The organism is Dorea sp. AM13-35, assembly GCF_003473885.1.
Taxonomy (GTDB): Bacteria; Bacillota; Clostridia; order Lachnospirales; family Lachnospiraceae; genus Dorea_D; species Dorea_D hominis.
Genome location: NZ_QUCZ01000003.1, coordinates 59,159 through 75,010 on the forward strand (window position 1 = coordinate 59,159; position 15,852 = coordinate 75,010).

Genomic DNA, 15,852 nt, shown 5'->3' on the forward strand with positions numbered 1-15,852 from the left:
TTAGAGCAGCAACTTATGCTTTTATATGATTATTGGTTTACCCAATTTGATTTTCCTGATAACGACGGCAATCCTTATCAGACTTCCGGTGGGAAAATGGTTTGGAATGATACTTTGAAGCGTAATATTCCTGAAAATTGGAAAGTTCAATCTGTAATTTCAAACTGTTTATCTTCCATAATAAAACCCGGAGTCGAAATCTTTAATACAAAAACATACTTAGCAACAGCCGATGTTAAAGGTACTTCTATTTCAACAGGAACTATTGTTGATTACGACGGTAGAGAAAGTCGTGCTAATATGCAACCAAGTATAAATTCTGTATGGTTTGCTAAAATGAAAAATAGTATTAAACATCTTTACCTAAACAAAGAAATGCAACCTATTATTTCAAGTTCTATTCTTTCAACAGGATTTTGCGGATTACAATGCAACGAAATCAGTTTTGAATATATTGCTTCTTATGTTTCAAATGCATATTTTGAAATTCATAAAGATATGCTTGCTCACGGAGCGACTCAAGAAGCTGTAAACAATGATGATTTAGCAGGCGTTCACATTATTATTCCTGAAGATACAGTTTTACGTGCTTATCACGAAACTACTCAAGCTATATATGCACAAATAAGTAAAAATGTTTGCGAAAATCAAGAACTTGTTAAACTTCGTGACTGGTTGCTACCTATGCTAATGAACGGTCAGGCGACCATCAGCGACTGATACGATAAATTATCGTTTATATGCTCATTCACTGTGATTTTCTTATCAATAACTCGCAAAACCGAAGAAATACCCTTTTGTGTTTTCATATCTGGCAAATCTATGACTAACTGTTTTAATGTTTCGCCCGGTAAATGCTTTATTGTTGTTTCAGTAAAATGACGTCTAAGCAGGTCATTTCTACCTGATAAGAGAAACCAATAATACAAATATTCTACATCCACTAATTCGGTATTTGGTCTTATTCTGTGTAGTGCTTTCTGTATCTTCATATTTGGAAGTTCATCTCTCCAAATTGCACATCTCCCCGGTTCTCCACCTTCACACATTATCAAGTCCCCATATTTTATACCGTATCGTTCTTCTTCGTCTTTTTCAAATCGCATTAAAGAAAGCTTCTCTAAGTCAAAAGAACCCCATCTGACATTTATATTTGCAAGATATGGTTGATATTCGCCTTTATTCTTTTTAGCATCCAACATTTTTCCCAAGCAAGATTCTGTAATTTCATCCATTCTATATTTCATAATCTGCCTCCGTCAGCCTATATATTTCCTGTGTGCAATTTTTACATTGCTTTGTTTTACCATTGCGTACTGCAAGGTCGTGTCTATCTTCCTATGCCCTAAGAGCTGTTGCAGTTGCTCAATGGGCATTCCTTTGTCTATCGCCATAGTTGCAAGGGTACGCCTGAACTTGTGTGGGTGTACCTTGTGCAACCCTAATTGCTTTCCAAATTCTCTGAGTCTTGTTTCTATACCGCCGATTTTCAACCTTTCGTGCGGTGCTTTCAGCGATACAAATAGTGCCGGGTTATCGTCGGTTCTGCTGTTCAAGTAATTTTGCAAATGTATCTTTGTTCTTGCGTCAAAATAGACCACTCGTTCCTTGTTTCCTTTACCGAACACGATGCATTCACGCTCGTTAAAATCAATATCATTTATGTTGAGCAATACCATTTCGCCGACACGCATACCCGTTGAAGCCAACATATCAATCATCGCCAAATCTCTCGGCTCGGTGCAGTTATCTCTCATAAGCTCCAATGCTTCATCGGAGTATGTTTCTTTAATGTTCGTGCCGATTTTGACCTTGTGTATTCGCCTGACAGGACTTTTCAGTATATAATCCTCGTCCTCAAGCCACGAAAAGAAGCTTGAAAGAATGCGGCGGATATTATCAATCGTAACCTTGCTTGATTTTTTCTTTTCCTGATACTTGGTCAGGTATCGTCTTATGTCGTCAGTTTCAATATGCTTTACGCTTTTGCCGACAGTCGCAATCATCATCTCGATAGTTGTTTTGTAGTATTTAAGAGATTTCTCGGAACAGCCCTCAATTCGCTTTGCCGCTAAGAACAGTTCCATATAGTTCTGCTCCGAGATTTCTTTTTCACTTTCAATTTTTGTTACCTCATAATCAAAAAGTGTATGTTGCAATACCTCTTGCAAGCGTTCTGTCTGTGCGTTATTCAAGAAAGGTAACATAGCCTGAACAACATCTGTAATTAAATTTTGTTTCATTAGTCAATTCTCCTTTTATTTAACTTAGAGAACGACTACGGAGTGGGTAGTCCCCTGATTTAACTCTCGCCACCCACAAGAGTTATGGGATGTATGTTAAACGATAATTTACCACATCAATCACTGATGGTAGCCTGACCGTTCATCAACATAGGTAAAAGCCAATCTCTAAGAGATGTTAGCTGTTGATTTTCTCTTGTGTTCTCAGAAATAATATCAAACATCGGCATTACTTGACGGTTAAATGCTTCTAATTCCAGCTTTTCAGGAACATAGATAGGTCTGTCTTTAAGTAAAGGCTTTTGCAAATGCTTCAACCCCGTTCCTTGGAAGAATTTTTGGTCAAGTTCAGGCTTGATTGAAAATAACATTAGGTAGAGATAATCCGACATTTCTGATTTTGCAGAAATGCTCCAAGTATCTGTTGAATAGGCGGCTTTACCAACATAAAATTTAACATCAGCGTTACCGCCGGTATTTAAAAAGCAATTTCTACCGTCAACAAATGGTTCGTTCCATTTCAAAATAGTTGCACCGCTTGTAAAGAATGGATATTCGCCATTTGATGTTTTTGCTTCTCCGACCTGAATAGCTGACTTTTCAGCTTCGGTCAAAATGTCTTTTAGTTTAGCATTAGGCTTTTTTGAGAAAAAATTATGCATATAAATATCATAAGCCATTGCTGATAAATTATCGTTTACCGCACTATTTAAAGCAATTTTCTCATCAAGGCTATTTAAAACTTGAACAATTCTTCTTTGTTCTTCAAGCAATGGATAAGCTATTGGAACATCAGATAAAATATCTGTATTCAAATTAGGCATATTTGTACCTACTGCGTGTGTAACAAGCCATTTTCTAGTTTCTTCTCTATTGAGAAAAAAAGATATAAATTCTGGTTCTACTTCTGATGTTGTTATTCGCACTCGTAAACAACCTGTCCCACATAAAACACCATTATCCTTTTCCTTTATAAAAGCGTGTTTTTCTACATCTCCTCGGCGAGCATATAATATGTCGTTAATTATGGTTTTATATCTTTCAAGTCTTATTGCATCTTCATTAGACACATAATTGATAGATGCATAATTTACTTTCCTATTATCTATGTCTTGTGGCATAACTACTGGGATTCCTTGTTCCACATAATCCGATTGATGTAACTGACTTCCAAATGGTCCCGTAATAATCTCTGATATTTTCCCAAGTGTTGTATATGTCCATTTATTCATATTTTACCTTCTTTAACTGCTCCATAATTTCTGTTTTCAGTTTATCGCCCTCTGCAAAATATTCCTGTAACTTCTCTGCATAAACACTCATACGAGCATTAAATTCGTCCTGTGATAATTCAACATATTCAATTTTCACATCAAAATACTGTCCTGCTGAAAGTGAATATTTCTTTTCTTTGATTTCATCATAGGTAACAGCAACTGAAAAATCATCAACAGCTTCTTTATTAAGGAATGTATCAACAATTTTATCAATCTCAAAATCACGAAGTCTGCGTTTCTGATTATTACCGTCCTTATATTCTTCTCCCAGTTTTGAAGCATCTATCAGTACAACCTTGTCTGTTTTTCTTGAATTATCGAAAAATAATACTGATACATTCGTTCCGGTATTAGCAAATACATTTGACGGCATACTAATACAGCCATAAACAATATGTTCGTCTACAATATGTTGTAGTATTTTCTTTTCTACACCCGACTTTGCAGTTATAAATCCGGTAGGAACTACAATCGCACCTTTTCCGGTTGATTTCAATGAATTAAGAACGTGCTGAATGAACAACGTATAAATTGCCATACTCTCTTTCTTCTTGGCTGGTACTTTCGGAACTCCCGCCCAAAAACGAACAGGCATTGCTGCTATACGTTCTCTTGTATCTGAGAAATCCATCTTAAAAGGCGGATTTGAGACTACATAATCAAAAGTTCTTAATTCCTGTCCATTATCACTCTTATGATATGGAGCAATCAGCGTATCTCCTTGAATTGCGTGGTCAAGAGAAGATACCAAGCTGTTTAGGATAAGATTAAGTTTTAACATTTTATTACTTCGCTGTGAAATATCCTGAGCAAAAATCGTACACTTATCTTCTCCAATTTTGTGAGCAAGAGCCATCAAAAGTGTTCCTGTTCCAGCAGAGGGGTCATAACACTCAATGCTATGTAAATCAGTTGCATTACCAACAAGCAATCTTGCCATAATCGTTGCAATAGCGTGAGGAGTATAATACTCTGCATACTTACCACCGCCTGCGGTATTGTAGTCCTTTATCAGATATTCAAATATATCTGCAAAGAAATCATAATGCTTCTCAAATGCTTCTTCAAAAGAAAAGTTTACCAACTTGTCAACCAAAGCACGGGCAAAAGGTGCTCTTGCTGTATCGTCCGTTACATACTGTGTCAGCTTTTCAAAAAGCGGTATTTTTGTATTCTGAGCAGTCTGAGTTGAAAATATATCAATATTCTTATCTGCTATATCTGTCATCGTGCTGTCAAAGATTAAATCAAAATCGCCCTTTGCCTGCTGATTCCATAAGTTGGCAATAAGATGTTCCGGATTAAGTAATGGAATATCTGACGGTAAACTATCAAAAATATCCAAGCGGTCATCTTCTGACATTTCTGCATAAGCAAGTTCCCATTTTTCAGCATTTTTAAGAACCGGACTTACTTTTTTTACTTCATATCCGAACTTATCATTAAGGAACTTATAAAGGAAAACCTGTGTGATAATTTTATATTCGTTACCATCGTTTCCCATACCATAGGTCTGACAAGTTGCTTTTAAGGCATCTATCAACTCTATGGTTTTTTCTTTTATCGTCTTTATTTCTTCCATTGTGTTCTCCTTTATGCCACTGAATAAGTCTGGTTATACTGGTCAAGATACTGTTTTGTAATCCTGCTCTGTATAAATACTCTATCCTCACGAGCACTCGCTATTCCCAACTTATCAATGCCTGCTTTTATTTGTGTCATAACCGTTCTCTCAAAATATGCGTCTTTCTTCAATATGTCATTTCTGTCATACACTTTCTGGTCAATATCAGACTTAATAGAAAGCAAAACACTCATAATAGACATATCATACTCTGAAACAATCGGCTGTTTATTTGCTGCTTTTCGAGCAAGATTTTCTTCCCTGATTCTTTTATGAACCCTTGCGAATTTCGCATCGCCATTATATTTCCTCAGCAGAACCGTGTTTTTCTTCTGCAATTCATCCAGCTTTTTCAGAATATCTTCCAGTTCTTTTCCTTGCTCCTCAATCTCAGATACACTCTTAGGTTCAAAACCGTGTTGCTTGAAGCGAAGCAAAAATGCTTCCTGCAAAGTAATAAACTCAGGGTCATCAGGGTCGATATTCTGTGTAAAAGCACGAACAGTCTTTTTATACTTTTCTGTTACTGCGTCTTTACCACCGACAATTTTTAATTCTTCTTCACTGATTTTGCTGAAATTAAATGTAATATCCTCCATTGCTTCATTGACAAGCAATTTCGTGGTATCATCACTTGCAAAAAGTTCTTTCTGATTTATGTTATCAATATGATGTTGCACCTCTGAAATCAATGAAGGCAACTTTGTTAATTCCATTTTTGCAAATGTTTCCTTCAATTCATCATCGCCAAAGGTTCTTACCAAATTACAACAGTCACGAGCAGCAATAAGAATTTTTTTAAGTTTAAGCAATTCCTGCTTATCCTCAATCGTAGATATTTCCGAACTAAATTCTTCTGCATTATCTGTGGTGTAGTTAAAAAGAACCTGCTGCACTTCCTGCATTTGTTTAATGAGTTCTGCCGGGTCTTCAATAACCTGTTTGAATGTATCTGTTTCATTTCCCGCACCAACTTCATTCGGGTCATTAAAACGGTTCAGCTCTTTGAGGTATGCTTCATTTGTTTCCTCAAAATTCCTTTTTATATTTGCAAAATCAATGACATAACCATAATGGTTTTCTTTATACGGTCTGTTGACTCTTGTAATTGCCTGCAACAAATTATGGTCTTTCAATTTTCGACCAAAATACAGGCGTTTCAATCTTGGTGCATCAAATCCGGTAAGAAGCATATTGAAAACGATAAGAATATCAACTGTCATATTATTTTTGAAGTCATCAATAATCTTATCTCTTGTATCTTTGTCATCACTATCGTGAAGTATAAGTCCAGCTCGCAAATGACTTTTCATAGAAGCGTCTTTATTAAGTTCTGCTTGAATTTCATCAAAATACGCAAACAGCTTCCTTGCCTGCTCACTTGTTTCACAAATGACCATGCCGCCGAGCGTATTATCTCCCTGAATTTGTCTAAATCTCTTTAGGTCAGAAATAATATATCTAAGCAACTCTTTGACATAGTTATCGTGTTCAACAATCTGACTTTTCTTTACGTCTTTCTTTTCTACCAAAGTTTCAAGTTTTTCGTAAATCTCAGAAAGTCGCTCTTTATACTGAGTTTCTATGTCCTCACGGATAATTTTCAGCGTATATCCATCTAAAATTGATTTGTCATAATAGTATGTATGAATATAATTACCAAAAACTCTCCAAGATTCTCTTTCTTCTTTCAAAAGCGGTGTTCCTGTCAACGCAATCTTTATTGCATTTTTATCTGCATCAAGAAGATTAGCCAAGAATGAGCCTTCTGGTTTATACCCTCTATGTGCTTCATCAATAATAAACACCCTCTGCAAATTCGTTGCATACGCAGGAAGGTCAACTTTTGACCTATCTTCAGCAAAACGCTGTATATTTACTACTGTAATTTCAGGTTTTCCCGTATTTCCCTCTTGTGCTTGATTGTTACGGAACTGCTCCATAAGTTCAGCACGGGAACTTGCCGTTTTCACAACCAATCCACGAGCTTCAAATTCTTCTGAAGCCTGTTTCAGCAAATCAAGGCGGTCAACAATGAAATAAAACTTTGCAACTTTATTTTGTTTGCTGAAATAGTCAGAAAGAACATAAGTAAGATAATACGAAAGGGCGGTCTTTCCACTACCTTGAGTATGCCATATAACACCTGAATTAACACCTTCATCAATCTTACTTCTTACTGTTAAGGCAGCAAACATCTGTTGATAACGCATTATATGTTTCTGCTCAATAAACTCTATCTTGCCATTTATTTCTTTATGAAAACGAACATAGGCAATTCCATATTTTAATATAAATAACAATCTTTCAGGACTGCACATAGATGTCAGTACTCGATTGGTCGGTGTATAGGTATCTAAATTTGTTTGATATTCCGGAGAAGTATGAATAACCTGACAATTAAAGTCAGTCAATATCTTCTTTTCAACAATCGGGTCAATATCCTTATATGGGAAATCTGCATTATAAGGTGCAATATCCAAATTTGTAGGATTTTCTTCTCTGAAACAGTTGAACGGTGCAGACTGTTTTGCCGTCGTACAATAGAATGCCCCCTGAACCGGAACAATACCACCCATAGTGTCATATTCCATATTATTAGAGAAAATCATCAACTGTGTAATATTCAAAAATCTCCTAAATTTTTTATTAGGAAATCTCTTTTGGTTCATTCTCTTGCTTTCTGCAACCATACCGCCGTGATTATTCGGCTTCTTTACTTCAACAAATACAAGTGGAAGTCCATTTACAAACAATGTAATATCAGGTCTAAATTCATCTTGGTCACGCTTACAAGTGAACTCGGCGGTAAAATGATATGTATTATTCTTTGGATTTTCAAAATCCACCAATCTAACAGGCGAAACAGACGATAAACGCTCGTAAAAACTGCGTCCTATATCATCATTATCTAATTCCTGCCTAATAGTTTTCAATGTCTGTTCCGCTTCTCCTGCGTGGGTAGGATTAAGCCGTGCGAACTGCTCCTTGAAAACGTTAATTAAGATATTGGTATCAGGGTCATATACTATGCCTGCCATATCTTCAGTTATTTTCCCGAAATAGGTATAACCAAGGCGTGTCAAATGAACCATTGCTGGCATTTGAACACGGGTAGCTTCGTTAAACATATTTTTCTTACCACTTGCCGCCATCTTCAGACCTCCTCATATCATTCGTCTAATATGACTTCACATACATCGCCAATATCACAATGAAATACTTTGCAAATTCTCATAAGCACATCAAGGGATACTGTTTCATTCTTATTTAATTTTGTTGCAACAGACGATGAAATCTCCGCAGCACGCATTAAATCTTGTCTTTTCATTTGATTATCAATCATAAGTTTTTGAAGTTTGTTGTAGCTTATTCTCATCTGTAACGCTCCTTCGTATTCTCCGTTCCTTTTGGTTACAGTTACTCATTTGACATTATACTATGAATAATCTATTTTTTCAAGATATAGGGATTTATTCGCAACTCCTATCCGACAAGGTGTCACTTTTTACAAACACCTAATACGACTCTTTTAAAGAATAATAAAAAAGAGATGCCGAAGCACCTCAATTATACATTCTATTATTAACATTCAATGCAATCATTGCTATGACCTTTTCTATAGGCGGCTCTTTTCCGTCCGGTGCAACTGCTTTCCAAAAAGCGATTGCTTCCGGTTCAGCACTTTTCATTGCTTCCCGAATGGCAAACTGCATTTCCTCTTTTACTGCTTTTTCGGTTGTTCCATTTTCTTTTGCTATTTGTCTGAAAATGTCGTTCACTTCTACTTCCTCCTATCTCTATTAGTATGTATCTATCACTGACAGTTGTTGTTATAGCATATTTGCTCTGTCGAAGTCCCGAAAAATTTGTCGATAGCTGAAATTTTTTATACTGAAAAAAAGAAAGCTCGTCGATTAGGACGAACTTCTGTGTTTTATGGAAGTATTTGCTTTGACTGCTTCACAAGTGTATCTATGACTTCATAAATTCTGTTTCTATCTTCAGGAGCAAGTTTTTCAAGCTTCTCATTCAGCATAGAGTTCTTGACCGTATATCCCGTTTCCAGAACATCTGTAAGAACCATATCTGATGATACACCTAAAGCATTTACTATTTTTATGAAAGTTTCGAGTGACGGAATTTTCTCTCCACGCTCAACCATACCAATATAATTTGTTGTCAAATCTGTTTTCTCAGCCAAATCTTCTTGGCGTAATTTCCTCGCAAGTCGGAACTTTCTTATATTCTTGCCGATTGTATCGAGCTTCATCACATCACCTCCCTTAGTGTGTTTCCATAACTAATAGTATAGGTTAAGTCGATTTCAAATCACACGCACCCAAAGGAAGTTAAACCAACTATTAGTGATGATTCCCAACTATTTTTATGTTATACTACAAAAGTAGTAATTCACGATTGTTAATGGCGAAAGACAAATCACAACCCAAGAGCCAAGTTAAACAATCTCCATAGAAGAAACTTAGGGGTAAAAAGGAATGGACGAACAAAAGATAATATTCAGTAATCGGTTTGAAAAAGAGAAATTTGAGGATTACAAAACAGATTTGGGAACTGGCAACACAATCACTCCTGACTTTACGGAAGCTGATGATTTTTTGAAATTCATACAGAAGAACCGCAGAAGTGTTCCAAGTAAAGAGCGAATTGCTGACAAGGATAAATTTATCAAAACCGTTTACGAACTATCCAATAGCTTTGAAATTGACGCTGACCTGATAGAATTTGCCGAGGGATATATCGCCAACATCTATGTAGATTATGCCTGCTACACTGGATATATCAAGAAGCTGTTAGCAATTCTTTTTATCCTTGCCGATGATATTTCCTTTTTAGACGGCAGTAAAGAAAATGCCGATATGCTTTTCAGCTTCACTTATCACACACACCATATTTTCCTGAATAACAGAGAAACAACTGATTTCTCATAATGTACCCGATGGCTACTCAACTGAGCAGCCATCTTTTCAATTTTCCAGACACCGTCTGGAATTTTTAATATGCCGGAATACCGTATCCATAGATATTGCTGCTTCCGACTGCGTACTGTCTTTGCTTGCAGGCGTCGCCTGAGTTGCCCTCTACGGTATAAACTGTGCCATTCTCACACTTCTCTACGATACCAACGTGGTCTGTTGTACCGTCGCCTTCCCAATCAAAGAAGATAATATCTCCTACCTTTGGTTCATAAGTGCGGTCTTGCCATTTTCCATTTGACTTAAACCAGTTTGCACCATCCACGCAACCTGCAAATTTCGGAACAAGTCCGCTTTCAATATACCCGCATTTGTCAGCACACCAAGATACGAAGCAGGCACACCATTCCACTCGACTATTAAAGCCGTACCAGCTCCAGTAAGGTTGTCCGCCCTGATTGCCTAGCTGTGTCAAGGCAACCTCAACAATCGCCTGATTACCTCCGGCAGTAAAGGCTCGCCCATACGGATAGTATCTCAGAACGTGAGCCGGATATTGGGTATCTCCATAACTGTCCCAACCAAGCCTTTGTGCCTGCTGAGTGGAAAACTCCACTGCATTGGCATAAGAATAACCGCCATACTTTGTTTTTGCCCAAGAAATATACCCATTACCGAAGTTGTAGCCTTGCAAGGCAAGTTTGATATGCTCCATATCTATCGGACTTTCCACTTCTGCCGAAGTAAGAGCCGCTTTCAATTCCTGAACTCCACACTGGATAGAATATTCAGGGTCTTTAATTCCATTAGGTTCGTGCGGATACCTTGTATTGAAACTTCCCTCTGCTGCCTGCATAGGGTCAAGTCCTCTGCCACCGCTTTCCTGCATCATAACCGCCTTGATAAGTTCCACATACTCAGGAATGCCGTACTCTTTGGCATACTTCTGTATGATGGGTTCATAGGCTTCTACCTCTGCACTTACCGGAGTATAGGAATTACTGTCACTTCCTCCTCCAAACATTGCTACGGCAGCACCAAACAGCACGACAATCATAATAATCAGAACCGCTATCCAACCGCCTGCGGCGATTGCTGCTACAAGTGCTTTTGTCCCTGCAATAATCGCTTTGACTGTCGCAACAGTAGCTTTCGCTGTGGCTTTAACGGTATCTGCTGTGGCTTTCGCCGCTTTCTTTGCCGTCTGAGCCGCTTTCTGTGTTGCTTTGGCTGTTGTTTTTGCTGTTTTCTGTGCTAAAATGGCAGCTTCTTTGGTGGTCTTAATAGAAGTCTTTGCCGTTTGTTCTGCGGTCTTGACCGACCTTTGAACAGTATTGGTTGCACCTTTCGATACGGTCTTGACTGTCGTATTTCCTGCCGACCTTGCAGACTGTTTAATTGTTTTCTCCGTACGCTCCAGAGTTCGGATGCTCTGTTTTCCGACAGGATTGACCGATTGTTTCTGAAGCTGTTTCTCTGCACGCTTGGTCTTGAAATTCTCAATTCCCGTTTTGGCTTTCTGATAATTCTGCCTTGTTTCACGCACACCCCATCTGCCGACTTTATCCGCACGGTATGCAGTTTCGTGAACAGCCCTATCCGTTGCCGCTTCGATTTTATCGGAAGCATATTCCTCTGCGGAATTTTCCGAAGCATTGGTGGAATGTTCTGCCTTATCTTTCGTCATCACATAGGCTTTCTTCATTCGCTCCGTGGCAACTGCTGCCTTATTTATGGTCTTGATTGTACCTTTGCTTGTATCTCTTGTTTTTATATCAGCCATCGGTTTCCTCCTTTCTCGAAAAATAATAGAGAGTGGGGGTTAATCCACTCTCTTAGCGACAACAACAAGCCTGCCATTGTTTCTTGAATATTCACAAGTAGAAAGAGAAATCAGCTTGTCGCCATACTCTGCCGATACTCCGGTATCATACAAAGAAAGTTCCTTGCACTTAGCAACATACGCATCAAACTCTGCCGCATTTTCTGCGTCCGTAAACTCATAATACTTAAAGCTGTCGGAGCTGTTTGTATAAACAACCGTCTTAAAGACTGCAATCACTTCATACTGGTGTCTGTCCGTCAGTGTATCAAAAGTAATAGCCTTATGTTCTTCCCAAAAGCTCTTGTTTCTGTACTTCATCAGTCCCGTAAACATCGAACCGTCATTCATATGGTGTCCGTATATAATGATGTTGTCTGATGGTTTCTGCACATCACAATTTTCCTGCACATACGGGCAGCCATAAGCAGAATAGGTCTTATCAAACTTGTGCTTCAGGTAGAAGTTCGGCTCATTTACAGACTGCACTACCGGATAGTTGATATTGGTATCCTCAACCTTTATCCACCCCACCATATCCTCATTCTGCCGATAGAGTTCAAGATATTCTGCAAGATAGTCCTTATCTTCCGAAAACGTCACGCCCTCATTTTCCTTTGGCGGCTCGTCCTCCACAATCTCCGCAAGGTTATCATAGACTTCACTCTGCTTGGCAGAATCAATGTGATTGCGGATAATAAAGAAGGTGCTTACAGATAACACTACTGTAAGCACCACCGCAATAATAATATAGATTTTTCTGCTCATTTTCTCTTACCTTTCCATATCGTTTCTCTTAGGCGGGGTCAAATCCCTGCAATACTCCGGATACCTCAATTTGATACCCTCCATAAAATACGGAGCATATCCACAACAGAACAGTTCCTCCGGTGTATAGAGGTTTTCCCTGCCTTCTTCTGTGAATCCATTCCAGAGATTAAAGGCAAGGTGGCAGACCTTGACTGTGCCACTTGTCTGCCAACCGCCGTGCATACCTTCCGGTATGATGCAGTCCCTCTTGAAATCAAACATCTTTCCGATGTTCATTCTCGTTTCTTCTGAAATACCCATCACATAGAAAAATGCTCTGTGATAGCAGTCGTTGACTTTGCACTTATCCAGATTTTCCAATACAAAATCTCTGTGTGCAGCATTGCGAAATTGAATTTTAGACATTGTAAATCCCTCCTTACGCTTCGCCTGGCTTAGTCGTCATCAGTTTATAAAGTTTCGTGTTCTTAGGGAATTTGTTTGCAAACGGTACAAGCGAACTTCCCACCTTGATAAGTCCGTGTCCTGCTTCCACATTCGTGATATAGGACATCTGAAGGTCGGAAATATTCAGAAGTTTTGCAAGCTCAAGCCTGTCTGTGGAAGCCTGATTCAGCATAATAATGAACTCTGAGTTTGCAAGCATTGTTCTTGCTGTGTGGCTCTGCAAAAGGTCATCGACGTTCTGGGTTATTCCACTTGCGTATGCACCGTATTTTCTCACACGCTTCCACAAGGTAAAGAGGAAGTTTGCAGAGTATTCGTGCTGGAACAGAAGATAAATTTCATCAATGAAGATAAAGGTGTTCTTACCCTTTGCACGGTTCTGTGTGATACGGTTCAGAATAGAGTCAAGGACAACAAGCATACCAATCGGCATAAGCTGTTTACCCAAGTCAAGAATGTCATAGCAGATAAGGCGGTTATTGGTATCCACATTCGTCTGCTTTGCAAAAGTGTTCAGAGAACCATGCGTAAAAAGCTCAATAGCAAGTGCCAGTTCCTTTGCTTCCGGTTCGTCCTGCTGCAAAAGTTCTGCCCTGAAATCCTGCAAGGTCGGTATATGTCCCTGATAGTCATTCTGCTGATAACTGCGGTACACACTTGCCGTGCAACGGTCAATGATAGACTTCTGCTTTGCTCCGAGATTTGTTCCGCCGATAAGCTGTTCACAAAGGGACATAATGAACTCGGATTTCAGAATGACAGGGTTTGCACCGTCGCCGTAATCCTTATTCATATCCATTGCATTGATGTGATTGTCGGAAGTAGCAGAAATATTGATGACCTCTCCGCCCATCGCATTGACAAGCTGTGAATACTCTCGCTCAGGGTCGATGATAATAATATCTGCGTCTGAAGAAAGAACCTGATTGATGATTTCTCCCTTTGCTGCAAACGACTTACCACCACCGGATACACCGAGAATAAAGGAGTTACCATTCAAAAGCTGCTTACGGTCTGCGATAATCATATTTTTGCTGATAACATTCTGACCGTAATAGATACCGTTTTCGTGGAAAATATCCTGCACCCTGAATGGGATAAATACCGAAAGACTCTCTGTGGTAAGTGTTCTGAAAGCGTCAATCTTTCTTGTTCCAAACGGCATTACCGTGTTGAGTCCATCTACCTGCTGAAATCTCAGTGTTGCAAACTGGCAAAGATGTTTTCTTGCTGTGGTAAGCAATGCTTCCGTATCATTCTCAAGCTGTTCCTTACTGTCTGCTGTAATAACCATCGTGATAACGGCGAACATCATTCTCTGGTCACGGGTTGTAAGGTCATCGAGGAACTCTTTCATTTCTTTCTTCTGCTGCTCCATATCATACGGAACAGTTGCAGAGAAGTTATTATTTGCATTCTGTCTACGCTGCCAGTTCGTAATATTGGTTTCCACGCCAAGCAGACGGTTCTCTGCTTCCTTTACTGCTTCATCAGTCGGAACGGGAACAATATCAATGGACATCATCAGATTTCTGTTCATATCCGTAAGTTCCGCTACCATACTGTCTTTGATATAGGACGCATACTCACGCAAAAAAAGAACTCTTCCATAACGGTTTCCCATCTTGAAATAGTCCTTTTCAAATTCCATTGTGTCAGGGCAGATATAATCCTTAAAATCGTGTCCCTTTTTTCTTGTTTCCTTAATATCAAAGTGGAAAGAGCTTTCCTCTCCCACACGATAAAAGTCGTGGAAAATACGAAGTCTCTCGTCTGTTTCCAGTTCCACGCACTTACTTCCAAGTCTGCCGAAGTGAGCAATCAAATCTGCACCGACACGGGCAAAATAAGTTCTTGCGTCCTCTACACTCTTTTTATTGATGGAAATGGTAATATACTTATCCTGAACAATGGAGTTTGCACCCGTTGCCTTATCAAGAAGCATTTTGTTATATTCCTCTCGATACTCGTCCAGATTATCTCCGGTTGTCGGAATAAGGATTGTCTGTTCAAAATCCAGTCTGTTGAGCCGACGGTTATTGATTGTGATTTTTGTCGTTGCACCACTGTCAAGAGAGTTCAGAAGTTCGGAATATTCAAGGAACATCGCTTCCTTATCCTCACGGCTTGCCACCGCATAGTTAATGTCCGTAAAACGATAAGTCTTTGAATACTTATCCTTTCCCACTTTGAAAATGCCATCATCAAAGATAGCCACTACGGGAATCACGTCCTGCACACCTTTCGGTACAACAAATTTTTCTTTATCCTGCTTAAACAAATTTGTAAGAGTCTTAATCATTTGACTTCAATACCTCCTTCTGCTTCTGTTCAATGCTTGGCTTCATCAGTTCGTAATAAACATTGGTGGAGTGAAATACCAGCTTCTTCGGCATCAAAAACTCCGACTTTATCCACGCATAGATTGCTTTCTCTGCGGTCATACCGTTGTACTTCACAAAGCCAAGTGCCGCAAACGGGGCAGCACCCAAAATGCACACCCACGATACGGTTTCCGTGCCAACATACGGTCTGAGCAAGAAATACAGTCCTACTGCAACGCCACAAGCGAGAACAGAAAAAATGAACTGTCTGAACGACAGTCCAAAAAACATTGACTCTGTATAATTTCTGATTTCTCGGTTAATTTTTACTTCCATATCTGTTTCCTTTCCTGCGGTTTCGGTCGTTCTCCCTCACGCATTTATCATTCAGGCAAAAGACTTTGCCT

Annotated in this window: 15 protein-coding genes; 2 read left to right on the forward strand and 13 right to left on the reverse strand. The window is 38.9% G+C overall.

From position 1 onward, the window contains the following. Window positions 1–15: 15 nt before the first annotated feature. Entirely contained in the window at window positions 16–720 is a 705-nt protein-coding gene (locus tag DW152_RS13435; RefSeq protein ID WP_243059798.1) for a hypothetical protein, read from the forward strand. Here DW152_RS13435 and DW152_RS04620 read toward each other — a convergent pair. From DW152_RS04620 to DW152_RS04655, 8 genes are all read right to left on the reverse strand, one after another. Further along, window positions 699–1,247 carry a restriction endonuclease subunit S gene (locus DW152_RS04620; RefSeq protein WP_118288084.1) on the reverse strand — a complete coding sequence of 183 codons (549 nt, stop codon included), beginning with the start codon at window positions 1,245–1,247 and terminating at the stop codon, window positions 699–701. The genes DW152_RS13435 and DW152_RS04620 overlap by 22 nt on opposite strands. Window positions 1,248–1,259: 12 nt before the next feature. Beyond that, entirely contained in the window at window positions 1,260–2,243 is a 984-nt protein-coding gene (gene xerA, locus DW152_RS04625; protein WP_117805313.1) for a site-specific tyrosine recombinase/integron integrase, read from the reverse strand. 116 nt (window positions 2,244–2,359) lie between these two features. Beyond that, the gene (locus DW152_RS04630) at window positions 2,360–3,475 is read right to left on the reverse strand and encodes a restriction endonuclease subunit S (protein ID WP_118288085.1); all 1,116 of its coding nucleotides are present in this window, start codon (window positions 3,473–3,475) and stop codon (window positions 2,360–2,362) included. Next, window positions 3,468–5,102: an HsdM family class I SAM-dependent methyltransferase gene (locus tag DW152_RS04635; RefSeq protein ID WP_199608713.1), complete on the reverse strand. Its 1,635-nt coding sequence runs from the start codon at window positions 5,100–5,102 to the stop codon at window positions 3,468–3,470. Before DW152_RS04635 ends, DW152_RS04630 begins: the two co-directional genes overlap by 8 nt. An 11-nt stretch (window positions 5,103–5,113) precedes the next feature. Then, complete coding sequence (locus DW152_RS04640; protein WP_199608715.1) at window positions 5,114–8,299, reverse strand: type I restriction endonuclease subunit R; 3,186 nt, start codon at window positions 8,297–8,299, stop codon at window positions 5,114–5,116. A 17-nt stretch (window positions 8,300–8,316) separates the two neighbouring features. Beyond that, a complete protein-coding gene (locus DW152_RS04645) occupies window positions 8,317–8,523 on the reverse strand; it encodes a helix-turn-helix domain-containing protein (RefSeq protein WP_008789334.1) in 207 nt (68 codons plus the stop codon). Window positions 8,524–8,710: 187 nt separating this feature from the next. Continuing rightward, window positions 8,711–8,926: a hypothetical protein gene (locus DW152_RS04650; protein ID WP_002594687.1), complete on the reverse strand. Its 216-nt coding sequence runs from the start codon at window positions 8,924–8,926 to the stop codon at window positions 8,711–8,713. Window positions 8,927–9,081: 155 nt separating this feature from the next. Beyond that, a complete protein-coding gene (locus DW152_RS04655) occupies window positions 9,082–9,417 on the reverse strand; it encodes a helix-turn-helix domain-containing protein (protein ID WP_002594686.1) in 336 nt (111 codons plus the stop codon). A 226-nt stretch (window positions 9,418–9,643) separates the two neighbouring features. Between DW152_RS04655 and DW152_RS04660 the strand changes: the two genes are divergently transcribed. Then, complete coding sequence (locus DW152_RS04660) at window positions 9,644–10,096, forward strand: hypothetical protein (protein ID WP_008118497.1); 453 nt, start codon at window positions 9,644–9,646, stop codon at window positions 10,094–10,096. Window positions 10,097–10,160: 64 nt separating this feature from the next. On the opposite strand, the gene DW152_RS04665 is transcribed toward DW152_RS04660, so the two are convergent. The 5 genes from DW152_RS04665 to DW152_RS04685 are packed head-to-tail and all read right to left on the reverse strand — an operon-like array spanning window position 10,161 to window position 15,781. Beyond that, entirely contained in the window at window positions 10,161–11,864 is a 1,704-nt protein-coding gene (locus DW152_RS04665; RefSeq protein WP_117805316.1) for a lysozyme family protein, read from the reverse strand. A gap of 39 nt (window positions 11,865–11,903) precedes the next feature. Further along, the gene (gene srtB, locus DW152_RS04670) at window positions 11,904–12,671 is read right to left on the reverse strand and encodes a class B sortase (RefSeq protein ID WP_117805317.1); all 768 of its coding nucleotides are present in this window, start codon (window positions 12,669–12,671) and stop codon (window positions 11,904–11,906) included. A gap of 6 nt (window positions 12,672–12,677) precedes the next feature. After that, window positions 12,678–13,079: a DUF6075 family protein gene (locus DW152_RS04675; protein ID WP_002594682.1), complete on the reverse strand. Its 402-nt coding sequence runs from the start codon at window positions 13,077–13,079 to the stop codon at window positions 12,678–12,680. Between the two features lie 13 nt (window positions 13,080–13,092). After that, window positions 13,093–15,423, reverse strand: coding sequence for a VirB4-like conjugal transfer ATPase, CD1110 family (locus tag DW152_RS04680; protein WP_002594681.1), 2,331 nt, complete (start codon window positions 15,421–15,423; stop codon window positions 13,093–13,095). Further along, the gene (locus DW152_RS04685) at window positions 15,416–15,781 is read right to left on the reverse strand and encodes a PrgI family protein (protein WP_015530025.1); all 366 of its coding nucleotides are present in this window, start codon (window positions 15,779–15,781) and stop codon (window positions 15,416–15,418) included. Before DW152_RS04685 ends, DW152_RS04680 begins: the two co-directional genes overlap by 8 nt. Window positions 15,782–15,852 lie beyond the last annotated feature (71 nt).